This window comes from Bradyrhizobium sp. Arg816, assembly GCF_029989365.1.
Classification (GTDB): Bacteria; Pseudomonadota; Alphaproteobacteria; order Rhizobiales; family Xanthobacteraceae; genus Bradyrhizobium.
This window is the reverse complement of record NZ_JAPRAQ010000008.1, coordinates 174351-194367: the sequence shown is the minus strand read 5'-3', so window position 1 is coordinate 194367 and position 20017 is coordinate 174351. Positions and strand designations below refer to the sequence as shown.

Here is a 20017-nt window from a genome sequence, read left to right as displayed (position 1 = left end):
GGTAACAGGGCGGGGCAGATCACGGTGGCCGGGCCGGCTGACGCCTGAACCTGTTAATAATTCATCACCTGCAAGGGCGGTGAAGCCCGGATATGATCTTCCAAAACCCAATGTTTTCATGGCCGAAACTTGCGTTCGGTCCTTGCGGGCCCCTCCCCCCCTCCTATATGAGCGTCAACCATCGCAATATCGCGGATGTTTGATCTTAGGGGGTTTGGATCGGGTGCCTCTTGGGCCCAGCCAACCTGCCGCAAAAACAAGGATATCAGGACCATGGGAAAGGTCATTGGGATCGACCTCGGCACCACGAATTCGTGCGTCGCCGTGATGGATGGCAAGAACGCCAAAGTCATCGAGAATTCCGAAGGCATGCGCACGACGCCTTCGATCGTCGCCGTAACGGACGACGGTGAGCGCCTCGTCGGCCAGCCTGCCAAGCGCCAGGCCGTTACCAATCCCGAGCGTACGTTCTTCGCAGTGAAGCGCCTTATCGGCCGCCGCTACGACGACCCGATGGTCGAGAAGGACAAGAAGCTTGTTCCGTACAAGATCGTGAAGGCTTCCAACGGCGACGCCTGGGTCGAGGCCGACGGCCAGACCTACTCGCCCTCGCAGGTGTCTGCGTTCATCCTGCAGAAGATGAAGGAGACCGCGGAAGCCCATCTCGGCCAGAAGGTCGACCAGGCGGTCATCACCGTTCCCGCTTACTTCAACGATGCGCAGCGCCAGGCGACCAAGGACGCCGGCAAGATCGCGGGCCTTGAAGTGCTGCGCATCATCAACGAGCCGACCGCGGCCGCGCTCGCCTATGGTCTGGACAAGACCAAGACCGGCACGATCGCCGTGTACGATCTCGGCGGCGGCACGTTCGATATTTCCATTCTCGAAATCGGCGACGGTGTGTTCGAGGTGAAGTCGACCAACGGCGACACCTTCCTCGGCGGCGAAGATTTCGACATGCGGCTGGTCGGCTATCTCGCCGACGAGTTCCAGAAGGAGCAGGGCATCAACCTGCGCAACGACAAGCTCGCGTTGCAGCGCCTGAAGGAAGCCGCTGAAAAGGCCAAGATCGAGCTGTCGTCGACGACGCAGACCGAGATCAACCTGCCCTTCATCACCGCGGACCAGACCGGCCCGAAGCATCTGACGATGAAGCTCACCCGCGCCAAGTTCGAGGCGCTGGTCGACGACCTCGTCCAGAAGACGGTCGAGCCCTGCCGCAAGGCGCTGAAGGACGCCGGCGTCACCGCCGGTGAGATCGGCGAAGTCGTTCTGGTCGGCGGCATGTCGCGCATGCCGAAGGTCCAGGAAGTCGTGAAGCAGCTGTTCGGCAAGGAGCCGCACAAGGGCGTCAACCCGGACGAAGTCGTGGCGATCGGTGCCGCGATCCAGGCCGGCGTGCTCCAGGGCGACGTCAAGGACGTGCTGCTGCTCGACGTGACCCCGCTGTCGCTGGGCATCGAGACGCTGGGCGGCGTGTTCACCCGCATCATCGACCGCAACACCACGATCCCGACCAAGAAGAGCCAGGTGTTCTCGACCGCCGAGGACAACCAGAATGCGGTCACGATCCGCGTCTTCCAGGGTGAGCGTGAAATGGCGGCCGACAACAAGATGCTCGGCCAGTTCGACCTGATGGGCATTCCGCCGGCTCCGCGCGGCATGCCGCAGATCGAGGTGACCTTCGACATCGACGCCAACGGCATCGTCAACGTCTCGGCCAAGGACAAGGCCACGGCCAAGGAGCAGCAGATCCGCATCCAGGCCTCCGGCGGCCTGTCGGAAGCCGACATCGAGAAGATGGTCAAGGACGCCGAGGCCAATGCCGAGGCGGACAAGAAGCGCCGCGAGGCCGTCACCGCCAAGAACGAAGCGGATGGCCTGGTGCACTCCACCGAGAAGGCTCTCGCCGAGCACGGTTCGAAGGTTGCCGAGACCGAGCGCCGCGCCATCGAGGATGCCGTCAGCGATCTCAAGGAAGCGCTGAAGGGCGACGATGCCGAGGCGATCAAGGCCAAGACCCAGACGCTGGCCCAGGCTTCGATGAAGCTCGGCGAGGCCATGTACAAGCAGCAGGCCGAGGCCGACGCCAAGAAGGATGCGGCCAAGGACGACGTCGTCGACGCGGAATTCACCGAAGTCGACGACGACAAGAACAACAAGAAGTCCGCCTGATCCCCAAGAGGGTGATGATGCGGACGGCTTGGACCCCACACGCGCTACCGGCCTCCTCCCTCACGGGGGAGGCCGTCGTGTCGGGCTCGGCGGGGCGTGTCCCCGTTACGATCGATCAATTCCCAGCCGTTATGATGAGCGTCGCCGTGCCGCCCTCTGCCGCGAAGCAAAGGGCTGCCTATATCGTCTCATGGCGACGTTGCTCCGCTCCGACTTGAATCGCGATTGGATAGACCGAGTTCAACATGTCCACGTCCACCAAGCGCTGCTATTACGAAACCCTGGAAGTCGAGCGCACTGCCGACGATTCCGTCCTGAAATCGTCCTTCCGCAAGCTTGCGATGAAATTCCACCCGGACCGCAATCCCGGGGACGACACCAGCGAAGTCAAGTTCAAGGAAATCAACGAGGCCTACGAGGTCCTCAAGGACAAGGACAAGCGCGCGGCCTATGACCGCTTCGGCCATGCGGCTTTCGAGCAGGGCGGCGGCGGCGCCGGCTTCGGCGCGGGCTTCGCCTCCTCCTTCTCCGACATCTTCGAAGACCTGTTCGGCATGGCCGGGCAGCGCGGCCGCGGTGGCCGCGAGCGTGGCGCCGACCTGCGCTACAACATGGAAATCACGCTCGAGGAAGCCTTTGGTGGCAAGACCGCGCAGATCGAGATTCCGGTCTCGGTCACCTGCGAGGCCTGCTCGGGCATCGGCGCCAAGGCCGGCACCAAGCCGAAGACCTGTTCGAGCTGCGGCGGCGCCGGCCGTGTGCGGCAGTCGCAGGGCTTCTTCACGCTGGAGCGCACCTGCCCGGGCTGCCAGGGCCGCGGCCAGATGATCGAGGATGCCTGCCCGTCCTGCTCCGGCCAGGGCCGGGTCACCCGCGAGCGGATGCTGTCGGTCAACATTCCCCCGGGGGTCGAGGACGGCACCCGGATCAGACTCGCCGGCGAAGGCGAGGCCGGGGTTCGCGGCGGCCCGCCCGGCGACCTCTACATCTTCCTGTCGCTGGCTCAGCACCAGCTCTTCCAGCGCGACGGCGCCGATTTGCACTGCCGGGTGCCGATCTCGATGGTGACGGCCGCCCTCGGCGGCGAATTCGAGGTGCCGACCATCGACAGCGGCAAAACCAAGGTGAAGGTGCCGGCCGGAACCCAGTCGGGCCGCCGATTCCGCATTGCATCAAAAGGCATGCCGGTGCTGCGCTCGCGCCAGATGGGCGACATGTATGTCCAGGTCGCCGTCGAGACCCCGCAGAATCTCACCAAGAAGCAGCAGGAATTGCTGGCGGAATTCGAAAAGCTCTCCTCCGGCAATACCCAGCCGGAATCGGTCGGCTTCTTCGCCAAGGTCAAGGATCTCTTCAGCAATCGGGCGAACTGACTCGTCTTGACCGTATCGCCTTCGGCCTATACCTGTTTATGACCATTTTCTGACACGCCGCGGTCCTGCGGTCCCGTCCGGTCCAGACATGCCATTGCCATCGTCCGCGCGTGCGTTGAAGAAGCCTCGTCTCGATGACGAGGTGCGCTTTCTCAGATCGTGGATCGAAAAGCCGCTGCACATGGGTGCAGTGATGCCTTCGGGCAAGCTGCTCGCCCGGACCATGGCGCATTACGTCGACGTCAACTCGGACGCACCGGTGGTCGAGCTCGGGCCCGGCACCGGCGCCATCACCTCGGCCCTGGTCGAGCGCGGCGTCGACCAGAAGCGCCTCGTCCTCGTCGAATACAATCCCGGCTTCTGCGCCTTGCTGCGCGACCGCTATCCGCAAGCCAAGGTGGTGCAGGGCGATGCATATCGCCTGCGCGATACGCTCTGGAACGTGCTCAGCGCGCCGGCTTCCGCGGTCGTCTCCGGCCTGCCGCTCGTGACAAAACCGATGCTGACGCGGCTCCGGCTGGTCCGCGACGCCTTCGCGGCGCTGACCCCGGGCGCGCCCTTCGTGCAGTTCACCTATGCGGTGGTGCCGCCGATCCCGAAATCGCTGCCCGGCGTGTCCACAGAGGCCTCAGAACGGATCTGGATGAACCTTCCGCCGGCCCGCGTCTGGGTGTATCGCAAGGACTAATTCCGCCGGCATTCCCCTTTGCACGGCGGGCTCGTTTCGCCGAACGCATGGAAGCGGATGTCCGCACCTAAAATCCTGGTCATTCCCGGCTCGCTGCGCACCGGCTCGCACAATGCGAAGCTGGCGGCGGTCGCCGCCTATGAATTCGCCCAGGCCGGTGTCGACGTCACCCGCATCTCGCTCGCCGATTTTCCGCTGCCGATCTATGACGGCGATCTCCAGGCCAAGTCCGGCGTGCCCAAGCACGCGATCAATCTCAAGCGCATGATCGGCGTGCATCATGGCGTGCTGATCGTTTCGCCCGAATACAACGCCTCGGTGCCGCCGCTGCTCAAGAACGCGATCGACTGGGTCAGCCGCGTACATGAGCTGCACGAGACGCGCGGCGACGTGTTTCGTAACCGCGCCTTCGCGCTCGCCGGCGCCTCGCAGAGCCGGCTCGGTGCGGCCCGTGCGCTCCAGGCATTGCGGCTGATCCTGACCTCCTGCCACGCCAATGTGATTGCCAGCCAGCTCACGCTCGCCTTTGCCGACCAGGCCTATGACGATATGGACAGGCTCAAGAACGAGGGCGACGTCGCCGCGTTGAAGGAGCTGGTAGCGCAGTTGATCGACATTTCCCAACGCATGATGTGAGGTGACATGACGCCAGCCGAGATCGCCCCGAAAGACCGCCTGATCGTAGCGCTCGACCTGCCCAGCGTCGACGCCGCGGAGGCGATGATCGCAAGACTCGGCGACAGCGTCACCTTCTACAAGATCGGCTATCAGCTCGCTTATGCCGGCGGCCTGCCGCTGATCGGCAAGCTCGCCGACAAGGGCAAGAAGGTGTTTGCCGACCTCAAGATGCACGACATCGGCAACACCGTCACGCGTGGTGTGGAGAGCGTGGCGAGGCTGGGTGCAACCTTCCTCACCGTGCACGCCTATCCACAGACCATGAAGGGCGCGGTCGAAGGCCGCGGCAGCGCAAGCCTGAAGCTTCTCGCAGTTACGGTGCTGACGTCCTACAACGACGACGATCTGCACGCGGCCGGCTATCGGCTCAGCGTCGCCGAGCTGGTCGAAGCGCGCGCGCAGCAGGCGCAGGTGCTCGGCGTCGACGGGCTGGTGTCCTCGCCCGAGGAGGTCGGCGCCTTGCGCAAGATCGTCGGCCACCAGATGCATCTCGTCACGCCTGGCATCCGCCCGGCGGGTTCTGCGACTGGCGACCAGAAACGCATCATGACGCCGGGCCGCGCAATTGCCGCGGGCGCCGATTATCTCGTCGTCGGACGGCCGGTGGTTGAAGCCACCGACCCCAGGGCGATCGCGGAAGCCATCCAGGCTGAGATCGCGCAGGCGCTCGGCTAATAACAAAGGAGAAGAAAAATGGCAGCAAAGGGCTACTGGATCGGACGCGTCGATGTGAGCAATGACGAGGGTTACAAGCCCTATGCCGTCGCCAATCTCGCGATCTTCAAGAAACACGGCGGACGTTACGTCGTCCGCGGTGGCCGCTTCACCACCGTCGAAGGTGCCAGCCGCAGCCGCAACGTCGTAATTGAATTTCCGGACTACGAGGCCGCGATCGCCTGCTACAACTCGCCGGAGTATCAGGCCAACATCAAGGTGCGCGCGCCGCACTCGATCGCCGACCTCATCATCATCGAGGGCTATGACGGCCCGCAGCCCTGAAGACGGATTGTCGCGAGAGCCGATCCTGGATTGACGCGAGCATTATCGGCTCCCGCGGACAGCGCGCGCGTACGATCATCGCACGCGATCGGGAGAGCATCGCAGACATCTCCGCTCGCACTCACGCCGACATCACCTTGCATCACCTTGACGGACTCATTCGCTTGAACGCGTGAGTGCCGTTCGCGCCTGAGACGAAGACTGTGGCCGTCATTGGGTCCACCAGCTTGCCGTATTCTTTTGTCCCCAAATGGGGATTGCTGGATCGCTCTCCTTTCATCCAAGGTTGCTTGATCGGAGCCCACATCGATCGGTGATGGGCAGCAAGCCAACCCGAAATCTGCGACGTCCGTGACGGGCCGCAAGGCGACCCGCATCGCGCATTTCCATGCAAAGGGAGTGGAGATCATGGCACTGATCATCGGAACAGCAGGCGACGATGTGTTGCCTGGCACGAATGGAGACGATCAGATCTTTGGCCTTCAAGGCAACGACACGATTACTGGCCTGGACGGCAATGATGAGGTAAGCGGCGGCGCGGGCAATGATTCCATCGATGGCGGTGCCGGCAACGATACCCTGGATGGCAATGCCGGTATCGATACGATCACCGGTGGCGCCGGCGACGACACGATCAACGGCGGCGCGGGCGACGACACGCTGAACGGAAATGCCGGCGCCGACATCATCCATGGCGACCAAGGCAACGACACCATCGATGGCGGAACCGGCGCTGACCAGCTCTTTGGTGACGCCGGCGACGACAGCATCCACGGCGGCGACGGCAATGATGACATTCATGGCGGCGCGGGTGCCGACACCCTGTGGGGCGACGCCGGCGACGATACGTTGAGCGGCGACGCCGGTAATGACGTCTTGAATGGCGGCGACGGTAACGACGTACTCAACGGTGGATTCGGAGATGACACTCTGAATGGCGATGCCGGCAACGACACGCTGAACGGCGGACTTGGCAATGACCTGCTGAACGGTGGTACCGGTGACGACATCCTGAACGGCGGTTTGGGCGCCGATACGCTCAACGGTGGCGATGGCAACGACACCATGCACGGCGACGCGGGCGACGACATCATGGACGGCGGCGCCGGTAACGATACGATGTTCGGCGATGCCGGAGACGACGAGATGGCCGGCGGCGCGGGCAACGATGTCATGAGCGGCGGCGCCGGTGATGACGAAATGAGCGGCGGAACCGGCAACGACACGCTCGACGGCGACGCCGGAGATGACACGCTCGATGGCGGCGACGGCACCGATGTCCTGAACGGCGGGGCTGGTGCTGACATCCTGTCGGGCGGCGCCGGCAATGACACCCTGAACGGCGGTAACGGCGATGACGAGTTGAACGGCGGCAATGGCGCCGACGTCCTCAACGGTGGACTCGGCGATGATGTGCTGACGGGCGGTGCTGGTACCGATACGCACAATTTCGGCGACAACACAGCCACGAACTTCGGCAACGATGAAATCACCGATCTCAGCTTTGCCGATGGCGATGCCGTTGTTGTCGACGCTCCGCCAGGCTTTGACCCGGCTACAGTGGTAGTGGACGACGACGGCACCAACACCGTGCTGGATTTCGGCTTCGGCGCCATCCAGCTCGATGGCATCACGGGCGGCGCGACACCGTTCGAGTCGATCGCCGAAATCAACACTGCCGCCGGTTATACGGCCGTTGACGTTGTCTAGTGCCGACTAGTAGCGGGGCGGCTGTCAGGCCGCCCCGCCCTCATTTCAGTCAGTGATAGTGCCGGCAAGTTATGTACTCGCGTAACCGTGGTGCGATCCCAGCATCTGGTCAGAGATTGCTGGTGGCCTTGATTCCCGGACGATTCGCATTGGTGTGGATCGTCTGTTTCAGCGTGTCCGTAAACCTGCTGCTGCTGGTCGTACCTTTCTTTTCCATCGAAGTGTTCGACCGCGTGCTCAGCAGCGGAAGCGTCGAGACGCTCGTCGGCCTCACCGTCATCGCCGTCGGCGCTCTCGCCTTCAGCGCCGCCTTCGACACGTTTCGTAACCGCCTGTTGAGCCGGTTCGCGGTCGGGTTCGAGCACTGCCTCGCTCCGATCATCCTTGAAGGCAGCATCACCGGCGCGGCGCCGGGCGACGGCCGGCAGCACGATCTGGTCAAGCTTCGCGAGTTGAGAACTTTCCTGTCGAGCGGAACGGTCACATCGCTGATAGATGCTCCATTCCTCCCGGCGTTCATTCTCATCCTGTTCTTCCTGCACCCCTGGTATGGCGTCATAGCCCTGATCGGGGTGGGGGCCCTGCTGGCGATGGGTGTTGCAAGCCACCGGATCGCGCGCGGGGAAATTGCGCAGGCTTCGCAGGCCGCGTTGAAGACGCAGGCGTTGCTCGATGGAATCGTCCGGCACTCCAGCGTGGTGCGGGCGATGGGCTGGACCCGGGGCGCCATCCGCGCGTTCATGAGCCTCAATGACGAAGCCCTGGCTCCGGTGGTGCGGGCCAGCGAACGCATCTACACGATCAGCGCCGCCGCGCGAATGGTCAGGACCATTCTGCAGATTGCCGCGATCGGATGCGGTGCCTGGCTCGTGCTCCAGAACGAGGTGCTGTCCGGCAGTCTGATCGCGAGCTCGATCCTGATAGCGCGCACATTGCAGCCCATGGAAGGATTGGTCTCGGCCTGGCGCGCGTTGGCATCTGCGCAGGACGCTTGGACGCAGGTCTGCAACGCCGCGATGCCGGTGCTTGCGCGTCCGCGGAAGACGTTGCTTCCGCCGCCAGCCGGCATGCTCAAGGTCGAACGGGTGACATTCCGGATTGGCGGGACGCAGCGGCCCATCCTCGCGGGCATATCATTTCAATGCCGGCCGTCCGAACTTGTCGTCGTGATCGGACCGACCGGCGCCGGAAAATCCACATTGCTGCGCTTGATGGCAGGCCTCGAGCGGCCGGCCAGCGGTACGATCCGGTTGGACCACGCAGCACTCCATACTTGGGATCCCGACCAGCTTGGGCAATTCGTCGGCTATCTCCCCCAGGACGTGCAGCTCCTGGATGGAACGGTGGCCGAAGCCATTGCCGGGTTTGACGAATGCGCACGGGACGAGGCCATCGTCGCCGCGGCCATGCTCGCGCAGGCGCATGAGATGATCCTGTCCCTTCCGGCCGGCTACCAGACCGAGATCGGCCGCGACGGCTGCAGGCTTTCCGGTGGCCAGCGTCAGCGCATTGGTCTTGCACGCGCCTTCTTCGGCGATCGCAAATTGATCCTGCTGGATGAGCCCAATGCCAATCTCGACCCGGACGGCGAAGAAGCGTTGTGCTCCGCCATTCAGTCGGCCAAAGCGCGCGGTGCAGCGTCGGTGATCGTCACCCACCGGCCGCGGCTGTTGACCATCGCCGATGCCGTGCTGCTGTTGAGGGACGGCAACCAGGTCGCCTTCGGACCGCCATATGATGTTCTTCGCGCCCAGCGGCCGGCACCGGTACCGGGTTCGGCAGGGCTCCCGCGCAATGTCGAACCTCAGAGGCTGCCAGGCAGGAGGGTCATTCCATGACGCAGATCGGTCATGCCTCCGCGATGTCTGCGCCTGTTGCCGTGCTCGGCTCGAAGACGTGGCCGACCGAGCAGCCGCGATCCGACATGCGACGGATCATCGCTTGGGGTTGTGTACTGCTCGTCCTGCAATTTTGCGGCTTCGGCGTGTGGGCAACCACGGTTCCGCTCCGCGGCGCCGTCGTGGCACCAGGATTCATCAAGGTCCATTCGAAGCGCAAGGCGGTGCAACATCTGGAAGGCGGGATCATCAAATCGATCTATGTCCGGGAGAACGATCACGTCGAAGCCGGTCAACTCATTGCACGGCTCGACACCGCGCAGATCGAAGGGACCCTTGGGTCCCTCGAAACGAAGTTCTTTGCTGACCTGGCGATGGAGGCCCGGCTGGCGGCGGAGCAAGACGGCACGAAGTCAATCCGGTTTCCGGACGAATTGCGGGAAAGTGCGACGCGTCTCTCCGCACGTATCGCCATTCAAACCCAGGAGGCCGAATTTGCCGCGCGACTGGCCGCGATTGAGAACGAGCGCAAGGTGATCGATCAGCAGATGCTGCAAAACGCGGACACCATCCGCGGCCTGCAGAGCAACACCCAAGGACTTGAACAGCAACTCAAGCTGTTGCGGGAAGAGATCGCCGACACGAGTTATCTCCTCGCAAAGGGCCTCGCCCGGAAACCACGTGTGCTGGCCTTGCAACGGGCGGAAGCCGAGGCCACCGGACAGGTCGATCGCAATGCCGCGTCAATCTCGGAGATGCAGGGCAAGATCGCGGAGTTGCAGGACAGACGCCGGCAACTGGGGTTCAACCAAAATCAGGATATCGCCAAGCAGCGGCATGCGACGAGCGAGGAGATCGGCGACCTCAGACATCGAATTGCCGCGTTGCGTGCCCAGCTTGTCCGGTCTGAATTGCGTGCCCCGGAAAGTGGAAGGATCGTCGGCCTCAACAGCAGGGACCTCAATGCCGTGCTTGGACCTCGGGAAACCCTTTTGGAAATCGTTCCGATGCAAGATCGGCTTGTCATCGAGGCGACATTGAAGCCTGCCGATCGGGAAGAGGTCTATGTCGGACAGATGGCGCGTGTGCGGGTTCACGCGCTGAACATTCGCCGCCGGCCGATGCTCGAGGGAAGGGTGGTCGGCGTTGCGGCAGACGCACTGACCGACACCCATTCCGGCGACAGCTCCTATTTGGCCGAGGTTGAGCTCGACCCCAACGCGCCGACGGCCCCCTACATCTCCACATTGATGCCTGGAATGCCTGTCGAGATATTTGTCGAGACGGGGGAACGAACCTTCGCGGAATATCTTTTGCAGCCGATGACGTTACGGATCAACCGTGCGTTCAGGGAGAATTAAGCGCTGGTAAGGGGTGGGCCGGCCTATGAGGGAGGCGACCGTGCATGAGTGCAGTAAAGCACTACCTTCCGCACAGGATGATTTTCGTTCCGATTGCGTCGAGCGCGCCTCGAAGCAAGGCAATGACGGATGCGGTCCGTCAGGGTCTTGTCCGGAGCCGCGGCCGCAACAGGCCGCAATGGAATATTTTGCGAAGGCCATGGCGGAATTGCTCGGCTGCCGGAGCTGCTACGTAGCCGTGCTATCCGCCTCCGGGCTGGAAGAAGCCAGAATCGGAGACGCTCCTACCGACCCGTCATGCGCGACGATGGTTGAGCGATTTGCGCGCAAGGGCACTGCCGAGGACGTCGCCTCGCTCGAGCCGATCAATTCCCGGACCTCCTTCGTCCGCAAGTTGATCGGCGCGGAACCCCCGGTAAAGAGTCATTCGGTCATTGGCAGGTTTGCTTCCGATGAGCGAACCACGGTCGTATTCGTGGCCGGATGGCGACCGGCCGCGCTTGCGGCAGCGGAGATTCCCGGTTTGGCGCATACCGTGCGCCCGTTATGGAAAGCTGCTCATTCACTTGCCCGGCAAGCGCCGGGGCAGGTCGATGCGCAACTCTGGCTCGAAGAGCTGACCTTTCCCGCCATCGTCGTGGACCAGGGCCTGCACATTTACGCAGTCAATCGTGGTGGACGTGTGCTGCTCGCCAAGCGCGAGCTGCTCAGGATGGATGTAGGCAGGCTCGCTGGCTCATGCGCTTCCGTGACCGAAAGCTTGCGGGGGGCAATCGGGAAAGTGCTGATCGAGACCGGGACTCACGGATGGTTCAACACTACGGTTCCGCTCTCGACGGATCGTCAGCAATTCGCCTTCGCCAAGATCGGCGCTGTTCCAACCCATGACAAGCTGGGACAGGCCCTCATCGTCGTGCCGCAATTCGATGACGCGCAGGGCGCGCACTGCATTGCGTCAGCCTTCGGGTTGAACTGGGCTGAGGAAAGAATCGTCGCCCGGATTCTTCAATTCCAGTGCCCTCGCGATATTGGAGCCGAGCTTGGGCTGACCGAGGCAACGGTGCGAACCTACACCAAGAGGATCATGCTCAAATTGGGGATCAACCGACAGTCGGAATTCTTTCTCCTGTATCATCTCACCCAATCGCCTTTTGGCGCTGGCAGGCGCGAGAACTGGGTGAGCCGGCCGGCCTCCGACGGTCGATTGGACGAAGAGGGTCCGATGAGATTGCGGACGGCTGGCAAGCATTCGCCTGACTGAGTACGGGGGTTCTCCGCGATGTCGAGGCGCATGGGCTGCGCAGGTTTCCTCTACCGGACGTTCGTTGCCCTGGCGTTGGCCGGAGCCGGCTTCGCTGCCCATGCCCAGAGCATTCAATTGGCGCTGCCGATTGCCTGCGAGCCTGGCCGTACCTGCTACATCCAGAATTACACGGATCTCGATCCGTCGCGGTCGGCGCGAGATTACAAGTGCGGCACGCTGACTTATGACGGCCACAACGGCACCGACTTTCGTTTGCCCTCATTGGCAGTGCAAAGGGCTGGCGTGGACGTGCGCGCGGCGGCAGGCGGCCGCATTCTTCGTACACGCAATGACGCTCCGGACGGCGCTTTCACAAAATCGGGACGCGAAGCCGTGCGCGAGGCCGAATGTGGCAATGGCGTTGTCATCGAACATCCGGAGCAGTGGGAAACCCAGTACTGCCACCTCGCCGCCGGCAGTGTGTTGGTCAAGCCTGGAGATAAGATCGACCTCGGACAGCCGATCGGCCGTGTCGGACTCTCTGGCCTCACGGAATATCCTCACCTGCATTTCACCGTGAGGCACGATGGCGCGGTCGTCGATCCCTTTGCGTATGGCGTTCGTCCCGGGTCTTGCGAGGGCGGTCAATCGCTCTGGCTTGCTGCCCTCCGCTCGAAACTTGAGTACCGGGAACGAGCCATCCTCAATGCAGGCTTTACGACGGGGCCGGTCACGATGGAACTCATCGAGGACGGCAGTGCCGAGAGCCAGATGCCGTCCGCCAGTTCGATGGCGATCGTTGCGTTCGTGCGGGCAATCGGGCTGAAGGCAGGCGATGCGCAATGGCTGGTCATCAAGGGTCCCCTCGAGAACGTCATCGCGGAAAATCGGTCTGCACCACTTCAGGCCAACAAGGCGCAATTCATGCTCTTTGCGGGCAAGAAGCGGCCGCCCGGGGGTTGGGAACGCGGCTCCTACAAGGCCACTTATGTTGTCGAGCGCGATGGCCAGATCGTGCTCAGGAAAGACCTGGAGCTCATGCTCTAGCGTTGCGCCCGTGCTCGGGGAGACCCGCGCCGCGGGCCTTTTGAAGGCCTGATCGGTTGCCGGAACGGCCCGCTCCCGCTATAGGGCGTGGAGAGGGTGAACCATGTCCGATATGCGTTTGATTGTTGCTGGGGCAGGCGGCCGGATGGGCCGGGCGCTGGCACGAGCGATTGCCGACACCGAAGGCGCGGTGCTGGCGGGAGCCCTGGAGGTACCAGGCTCGGAGCTGCTCGGCAAGGATGCCGGCGTGCTCGCGGGCCTGCCGGCCAACGGCATCAAACTCTCGGCGGACCTCTGGGCGATGTCGAAGGACGCCGACGGCATTCTGGATTTCACCGTGCCGGCGGCGACCATCGCCAATGTCGCGATCGCGGCCGAGCGCGGCCTCGTGCACGTCATCGGCACCACAGGACTGTCGGCCTCCGACAACGCCGTGATCAAGAGCGTCACCAACCGCGCGGTCGTGGTGCAGTCGGGCAATATGAGCCTGGGCGTCAATCTGCTCGCCGCGGTGGTCAAGCGCGTCGCGAAGGCACTCGACGAGAGCTTCGACATCGAAGTCGTGGAAACCCACCACCGCATGAAGATCGATGCGCCCTCGGGCACTGCGCTGATGCTGGGCCAGGCCGCTGCCGCCGGCCGCGGCATCTCGCTCGATGAGCATTCGGATCGCGGCCGCGACGGCATCACCGGCGCGCGCAAGCCGGGCGACATCGGCTTTGCCTCCCTGCGCGGCGGCACCGTCGCCGGCGAGCACAGCGTGACCTTCCTCGGACCGTTCGAACGCCTGACGCTGTCGCATCTCGCCGAAGACCGCATGCTGTTCGCACACGGCGCGCTCAAGGCGGCGCTGTGGGCGCATGGCAAGAAGCCGGGGCACTACTCCATGGCCGACGTGCTCGGTCTCGCAGACATCTGAGCGAGCTGAAGCATGAACCGGACCCGAAGGGCCGCGTTAGCGCAAGATGTGAAGCGGCTTTCCGCCAAGATCATTCCTCAACAATAACCTGAATGGAAAGCAGTCAATGAGCGAACGTCTCCTCGTGCTCGTGCGCCACGGTCAGAGCGAGTGGAATCTGAAGAACCTGTTCACGGGCTGGAAGGATCCTGATCTCACCGAGCTCGGCGTGAAGGAGGCCACGGAAGCCGGCCGCAAGCTGAAGGCGCAGGGCCTCGTGTTCGACGTCGCCTACACCTCGGTCCTGACGCGCGCGCAGCACACGCTCGATCTCATTCTCGGCGAGCTCGACCAGAAGGGCCTGCCGACCTCCAAAGACCTCGCGCTGAACGAGCGCGACTATGGCGATCTCTCCGGCCTCAACAAGGACGACGCCCGCAAGAAATGGGGCGAGGACCAGGTGCTGATCTGGCGCCGCTCCTACGACGTGCCGCCGCCCGGCGGCGAAAGCCTGAAGGATACGCTGGCGCGCGCGCTGCCCTATTACGTGCAGGAGATCCTGCCCGGCGTGCTCAACGGCAAGCGCACGCTGGTCGCCGCCCACGGCAACTCGCTGCGCGCGCTGATCATGGTGCTGGAAAAGCTCTCGCCCGAAGGCATTTTGAAGCGCGAGCTCGCGACCGGCGTGCCGATCATCTACCGGCTCAACGCGGATTCGACGGTGGCCTCGAAGCTGGATCTGGCGGGTTAGACTTCGTCGCCACGCACGGTGCCGTAGGGTGGGCAAAGCGAAGCGTGCCCACGCTGTGTCAGCGATTGAGAAAGACGGTGGGCACGGCGCTTTGCGCCTTTGCCCACCTACGGCAGCTCGCCTACTGCATCCCCAGCTGCCCGGCCTCCCAGCCCAGCATCGCCTGCTTGCGGGTGATGCCCCAGTGATAGCCGGTGAGCGTGCCGCTCTTGCCGAGCGCGCGGTGGCAGGGCACGACGAACGAGACCGGGTTCTTGCCGACCGCAGCGCCGACGGCGCGTGAGGCCTTAGGGCTGTTGATGTTGCAGGCGATGTCGGAATAGGACACCGCGCGACCCATCGGGATCTTCAGCAGCGTCTCCCACACCCGCACCTCGAAATCGGTGCCGATCATCACCACGCGCAACGGCTGGTCCGGCCGCCACAGCTTGGGGTCGAAGATGCGCTGTGCGAGCGGTGCGGTGCCTTCGTGATCCTCGACGTAAGTTGCGTTGCGCCATCGGCGCGTCATGTCGGCGAGCGCGACCTTCTCCTCACCGGGATCGGCGAACGCAAGTCCTGACAGGCCGCGGTCGGTGGCGATCACGATCGCCGTGCCGAACGGCGAGGGATGGAAGCCATAGCGTAGCGTCAGGCCCGCGCCGCCGTTCTTCCATTCGCCGGGCGACATCGCTTCATGGGTGACGAAGAGATCGTGCAGCCGGCCCGGTCCAGAAAGACCCGAGTCGAGCGCTGCATCGAGAATGCTCGCGGAGTCCCGCAACAAACCCTTGGCGTGATCGAGCGTCAGCGCCTGCATGAACGCCTTCGGCGTGATCGAGGCCCAGCGACGGAACAGATGGTGCAGCTCATCCGGCGTGACGCCCGCCGCATCCGCCATCGCTTCGATGGCCGGCTGGGTGCGCCAGTTCTCCGAGATGAATGCGATCGCCCGGCGCACGGAGTCGTAATCGCGCAACGCGGCGTTCTGGGAGCCTGGCTTGGCCAGGCGCTGGTCATTTATGGCGAGTGTCATCATGAGTGGAAATGTAGGCGTGGCGCCGGGCCGAAACCACCCGATTTCCGATCCGGACTCAGGAGACCGGGTTGTAGGTCGGGCCGCGCTTGGCAGCGTTCAGAGCTTCAACCAAGCCTTTGTAAAAACTTGCCTTTTCGTCCGGACCCAGGAAGCGGGCGATCTGGATCTGGTGGCCGCGCGAGATCAGATAGAGATGCTCGATGCCAAAATCCTCGTCGACTTCCATGTCGAGGCGGACCCAGAGCGGATTGAACGTCCATTCGGCGACCTGGCCGCGATGACTGACGCGCCGCACCCGCAGCTCGGACGCCGTGACCGAAATTTCCTCGCGCGCCCGCGCGGTGCGGAAATTGGCTTTGAAGGCCCACCAGATCACCAGCACGTCGAGGCCGAAGAAGCCGAACACCGGCCACGCTCCCATCATCAGGAAGGCGAGGCCGGTGGCAAAGCTAACCACGCTCAGGAACAGCATCACGGCGAGGAAGCCGGTGCGGTTCAGCGAGCGGTGCGGCGTCAGCAGCGCGGAGAAGATCTGCGGCTCCGTCCCGCTTTCAGATCGCCCGCGCTCAATTTCGTTGCCTGTGCTCATCGTCCCTCAGTATATCCCGATCATGGCGAAAATCACCCGCAAGCCGGCCCCGCGCAAAGCGTCCGTGCCGAAGAAAAAGGCAAAGGCGACTGTCGCGAAGCCGAAGGCTCCCGCCAGGAAATCGCTCAAGGCCACAAGACCCAATCCGATAAGACCCTGGACGCCGGCCGAGATCCACGAGGTCTTCAGCCGTTTCCGCAAGGCCAATCCGGAGCCGAAAGGCGAGCTCGAGCACGTCAATCCGTTCACGCTGCTGGTCGCCGTGGTGCTGTCGGCACAGGCCACCGATGCCGGGGTCAACAAGGCGACGCGCGCATTGTTCGAGATCGCCGACACGCCGCAGAAGATGCTCGACCTCGGCGAAGAACGCTTGCGCGAATACATCAAGACCATCGGCCTCTATCGCACCAAGGCGAAGAACGTGATTGCACTGTCGGCCAAGGTGCTCAGCGAATTCGGCGGCGAGGTGCCGCGCACGCGCGCCGGGATCGAATCCCTGCCAGGCGCCGGGCGCAAGACCGCCAACGTGGTGCTCAACATGGCCTTCGGCGAGCACACCATGGCGGTCGACACGCATGTCTTCCGCGTCGGCAACCGCACCGCGCTCGCTCCCGGCAAGACGCCGCTCGAAGTCGAGCTTGGTCTCGAAAAGGTGATCCCGTCCGAGTTCATGTTGCACGCCCATCATTGGCTGATTCTGCACGGCCGCTATACTTGCCTCGCGCGCAAGCCGCGCTGCGAGGTTTGCCTGATCAACGATCTCTGCCGATGGCCGGAGAAGACGGTCTGAGGCGGAATTCGCCGTCATTCCGGGGGACAATGTGAAGCAAGCCGGTTTTGGGGGCCTATCGTGAGTCAGCAGGAACAAGTCTCGTCGCCGCCACCGGCCGCGGCACCGGCTCCGCCGCCGAAGCCGACGCAGCAACCGGCGAGCTCGCTCTGGAGTCGGCTCGCGATCCCGGTGTTCGCCGTGATCGTCGCGCTCGCCTTCGTGGCACTGGCGACGCTGCGCTTCGACGAATGGGTCGGCAACGCTGTGGTCCAAACCACCAACGACGCCTATGTGCGCGCCGATCTGACGCGGCTTGCAAGCCGCGTCTCCGGCGAAGTGCTGACCGTCGGGGTCTCTGACTTCCAGCGCGTCAAGGCCGGCGATCTCCTGATCCAGATCGATCCCGCCGACTACCAGGCCCAGGTCGCGCAGTCCGAGGCCGCTGTCGCCGCCGCGCAGGCCGTGCTCGACAATCTGAGCAATCAGGTCGAGCTGCAATATGCGACCATCGCGCAGGCGCAGGCCGCGCAGCTGTCCGCGGAAGCGTTGGAAGTCGAGGCTCGGCAGGAGCAGGATCGCCAGAAATCGCTGACGCAGACGGAAGCCGGCACGCGGCAGCGGCTGGAACAGGCCGTCGCGGGCTACGCGAAGGCGCAGGCCGACGTGCGTGCCAGTCGCGCCGTCATCGCCGCGCAGCAGCATCAACTCGAAGTTCTGCAGGGCACCAAGAAGCAGCGCGCCGCCGATGTCGCGGCGGCCAAGGCGACGCTGGCGAGCGCGAAGCTGAAGCTCGGCTATACCAGGATCACCGCGCCGTTCGACGGCGTCGTCGGCGAGCGCCAGGTGCAGCCCGGCGACTACGTCAACATCGGCACCAACCTCATCAACGTGGTGCCACTGCCGAAGGTCTATGTGATCGCGAACTACAAGGAGACCCAGCTCACTCATGTCGCGCCGGGCCAGCCGGTCGAGATCACCGTCGATAGCTTCCCGCGCGAGAAGCTGCGCGGCAAGGTGGAGCGCATTGCGCCCGCGACCGGCGCGCAGGTGGCCCTGCTGCCGCCGGACAACGCGACCGGCAATTTCACCAAGGTCGTGCAGCGCATTCCTGTGCGCATCCAGTTCGACGACAACCAGCCGCTGCTGTCGCGGCTGGTGCCGGGCATGTCGGTCGTCACCAGCATCGACACGAAGGCCGGCAATGGCGGAAAATGACGATGCCGGCCACGGACCTCTCTCGCGCGGCGGCATCGCGCCACAGCCCTTGTTTGCCGTGGCGGCGGTGCTGCTCGGCTCGTTCCTCGCCAATTTCGACAGCCGGCTGACCACGGTCGGCCTGCCGGACCTGCGTGGTGCGTTCTCGCTCTCGTTCGACGAGGGCGCCTGGCTTTCGACCGCCGGCATCGGCTCGCAAATCCTGATTGCGCCGGCGGTGGCGTGGCTCGCGACGGTGTTCGGCCTGCGCCGCGTGCTCGGCATCCCGAGCCTCGTCTACGCCGCGGTGTCGCTGATCATTCCCTTCGTGCACGATTATCCGACGCTGCTCGCCCTCAGCGTCGTGCACGGCCTGCTGCTCGGCACCTTCGTGCCTGCGACGCTCATGATCGTGTTACGAAACCTGCCGATCCGATGGTGGGTGCCGGCGATCTCGCTCTATTCGATCCGGGTCGGCTTTGCGCTTGATACGTCGAGCTCGCTGGTCGGCTTCTATGTCGACCATCTCGGCTGGCAATGGCTGTACTGGCAGAGCGTCGTGATCGCGCCCTTGATGGGCCTGATGGTTTATCTGGGCACGCCGAGCGAGCCGGTGAACCGCACGCTGCTGCGCGAGGCCGATTGGGGCGGCATGCTGTTGCTCGGCGCCGCGGTCTCGATGATCTATGCCGGCCTCGACCAGGGCAATCGCCTGGACTGGCTGGGCTCCGGCACGGTGATGGCGCTGCTCGTCAGCGGTGTGGTGCTGTTCGCAGGCTTCCTCGTCAACGAGTCGCTGGTGCGACAGCCCTGGGCGCATGTGAACGTGCTGTTCTCGCGCAATGTCGGGTTGGGGCTGGTCTTGATCCTGCTCTACACGCTGACCAGCCTCTCCAACTCGTCGCTGGTGCCGAATTTCCTCGGCAATGTCGTTCTGCTCAGGCCGGAGCAGAGCGGGATGGTGCTGCTCACCTATGGCGCGCTGCCGATGTTCGTGCTGGTGCCGATCTCGATCTGGCTGCTGCGGCATTTCGATACGCGGTTCGTCGTGGTGCTGGGCTTTGCCTGCTTTGCCGCGGCCAATCTCTGGGGCACGCAGCTCAGCCATGTCTGGGCGCGCGAGGATTTTGTCGGCATCGTGCTGCTCCAGGCGATCGGGCAGTCGCTGATCCTGCTGCCGCTCATCGTCACGCTGCTGTCGAACGCCGATCCGAGCCGCGCCACCTCCTTTGCCGCCTACATCCAGATCATGCGGCTCGGCGGCGCAGAGATCGGCATCGCGCTGATGGGAACGTGGCTGCGCGTGCGTGAGCAGGTCCATTCCTTCTATCTCGGCCAGAACCTTTTGGTCGGCGATGCCGATGTGGTGGGTAGGCTCAAGCAGCTCGCCGATTACTTCGCGGCCCATGGCACCGGCATGGCGCAGGCGCGCGCGGTCGGCACGCTCGCGGGCCTGGTGCAGCGCGAGGCCAATGTGCTCGCCTATATCGACGGCTTCTGGCTGTGCTTCTGGCTCGCGATGGTCGCGCTCGGCGTCGTCGCGCTGATCACCCGGGCGCCACCGGGCCCGTTCACGCCGGCGCCGTTCGGTTTCGCCAAGATGCTGCTGCGCAAATGCGGGGCGCAAGTAAACTGAGAAGTAAACTGAGAAGTGAACTGAGAGGTGGGCTGACAGGTGAGCCG

18 protein-coding genes are annotated in these 20017 nt (G+C 63.9%); 16 read left to right on the top strand and 2 right to left on the bottom strand.

Annotated features, from left to right (window positions below; genetic code table 11):
• Positions 1-273: 273 nt before the first annotated feature.
• From dnaK to OWC48_RS21265, 13 genes are all read left to right on the top strand, one after another.
• Complete coding sequence (gene dnaK / locus OWC48_RS21325) at positions 274-2175, top strand: molecular chaperone DnaK (protein WP_014490835.1); 1902 nt, start codon at positions 274-276, stop codon at positions 2173-2175.
• Positions 2176-2420: 245 nt separating this feature from the next.
• A complete protein-coding gene (gene dnaJ / locus OWC48_RS21320) occupies positions 2421-3548 on the top strand; it encodes a molecular chaperone DnaJ (protein WP_282521720.1) in 1128 nt (375 codons plus the stop codon).
• 88 nt (positions 3549-3636) lie between these two features.
• Positions 3637-4236 (top strand): class I SAM-dependent methyltransferase, encoded by a 600-nt coding sequence (locus tag OWC48_RS21315; protein ID WP_028148799.1) that lies wholly within the window; start codon positions 3637-3639, stop codon positions 4234-4236.
• A 57-nt stretch (positions 4237-4293) separates the two neighbouring features.
• Positions 4294-4872 carry an NADPH-dependent FMN reductase gene (locus tag OWC48_RS21310; protein WP_282521719.1) on the top strand — a complete coding sequence of 193 codons (579 nt, stop codon included), beginning with the start codon at positions 4294-4296 and terminating at the stop codon, positions 4870-4872.
• A 6-nt stretch (positions 4873-4878) separates the two neighbouring features.
• Positions 4879-5589 carry an orotidine-5'-phosphate decarboxylase gene (gene pyrF, locus OWC48_RS21305; protein ID WP_282521718.1) on the top strand — a complete coding sequence of 237 codons (711 nt, stop codon included), beginning with the start codon at positions 4879-4881 and terminating at the stop codon, positions 5587-5589.
• Between the two features lie 18 nt (positions 5590-5607).
• Positions 5608-5913: a DUF1330 domain-containing protein gene (locus OWC48_RS21300; protein WP_282521717.1), complete on the top strand. Its 306-nt coding sequence runs from the start codon at positions 5608-5610 to the stop codon at positions 5911-5913.
• Between the two features lie 408 nt (positions 5914-6321).
• Complete coding sequence (locus OWC48_RS21295) at positions 6322-7623, top strand: calcium-binding protein (RefSeq protein ID WP_282521716.1); 1302 nt, start codon at positions 6322-6324, stop codon at positions 7621-7623.
• Between the two features lie 152 nt (positions 7624-7775).
• Positions 7776-9461, top strand: coding sequence for a type I secretion system permease/ATPase (locus OWC48_RS21290; RefSeq protein ID WP_282521836.1), 1686 nt, complete (start codon positions 7776-7778; stop codon positions 9459-9461).
• On the top strand, positions 9458-10822 hold the full coding sequence (locus OWC48_RS21285; RefSeq protein ID WP_282521715.1) for an HlyD family type I secretion periplasmic adaptor subunit: 1365 nt from the start codon (positions 9458-9460) through the stop codon (positions 10820-10822). The genes OWC48_RS21290 and OWC48_RS21285 overlap by 4 nt, the downstream gene beginning before the upstream one ends.
• Before the next feature lie 178 nt (positions 10823-11000).
• Positions 11001-12083, top strand: a complete 1083-nt coding sequence (locus OWC48_RS21280; RefSeq protein ID WP_282521714.1) for a helix-turn-helix transcriptional regulator — start codon at positions 11001-11003, stop codon at positions 12081-12083.
• An 18-nt stretch (positions 12084-12101) separates the two neighbouring features.
• A complete protein-coding gene (locus tag OWC48_RS21275; protein WP_282521713.1) occupies positions 12102-13112 on the top strand; it encodes a M23 family metallopeptidase in 1011 nt (336 codons plus the stop codon).
• Positions 13113-13215: 103 nt separating this feature from the next.
• The gene (gene dapB / locus OWC48_RS21270) at positions 13216-14031 is read left to right on the top strand and encodes a 4-hydroxy-tetrahydrodipicolinate reductase (RefSeq protein ID WP_282521712.1); all 816 of its coding nucleotides are present in this window, start codon (positions 13216-13218) and stop codon (positions 14029-14031) included.
• Between the two features lie 106 nt (positions 14032-14137).
• Positions 14138-14761: a 2,3-bisphosphoglycerate-dependent phosphoglycerate mutase gene (locus OWC48_RS21265; RefSeq protein WP_014490847.1), complete on the top strand. Its 624-nt coding sequence runs from the start codon at positions 14138-14140 to the stop codon at positions 14759-14761.
• A 121-nt stretch (positions 14762-14882) separates the two neighbouring features.
• Here OWC48_RS21265 and OWC48_RS21260 read toward each other — a convergent pair whose 3' ends face one another.
• Together OWC48_RS21260 and OWC48_RS21255 are read right to left on the bottom strand one after the other, a co-directional pair.
• On the bottom strand, positions 14883-15779 hold the full coding sequence (locus OWC48_RS21260; RefSeq protein WP_282521711.1) for a bifunctional helix-turn-helix domain-containing protein/methylated-DNA--[protein]-cysteine S-methyltransferase: 897 nt from the start codon (positions 15777-15779) through the stop codon (positions 14883-14885).
• Positions 15780-15834: 55 nt separating this feature from the next.
• Positions 15835-16368 carry a DUF2244 domain-containing protein gene (locus OWC48_RS21255; protein ID WP_282521710.1) on the bottom strand — a complete coding sequence of 178 codons (534 nt, stop codon included), beginning with the start codon at positions 16366-16368 and terminating at the stop codon, positions 15835-15837.
• Between the two features lie 22 nt (positions 16369-16390).
• Here OWC48_RS21255 and nth point away from each other — a divergent pair, with 22 nt between their 5' ends.
• Genes nth through OWC48_RS21240 form a run of 3 tightly spaced genes read left to right on the top strand, consistent with a single transcriptional unit; the run spans position 16391 to position 19970 of the window.
• Positions 16391-17158: an endonuclease III gene (gene nth / locus OWC48_RS21250; RefSeq protein ID WP_282521709.1), complete on the top strand. Its 768-nt coding sequence runs from the start codon at positions 16391-16393 to the stop codon at positions 17156-17158.
• Positions 17159-17218: 60 nt separating this feature from the next.
• Entirely contained in the window at positions 17219-18355 is a 1137-nt protein-coding gene (locus OWC48_RS21245) for an HlyD family secretion protein (RefSeq protein ID WP_282521708.1), read from the top strand.
• Positions 18342-19970 (top strand): MFS transporter, encoded by a 1629-nt coding sequence (locus OWC48_RS21240; protein ID WP_282521707.1) that lies wholly within the window; start codon positions 18342-18344, stop codon positions 19968-19970. Before OWC48_RS21245 ends, OWC48_RS21240 begins: the two co-directional genes overlap by 14 nt.
• The last annotated feature ends 47 nt before the right edge of the window (positions 19971-20017 follow it).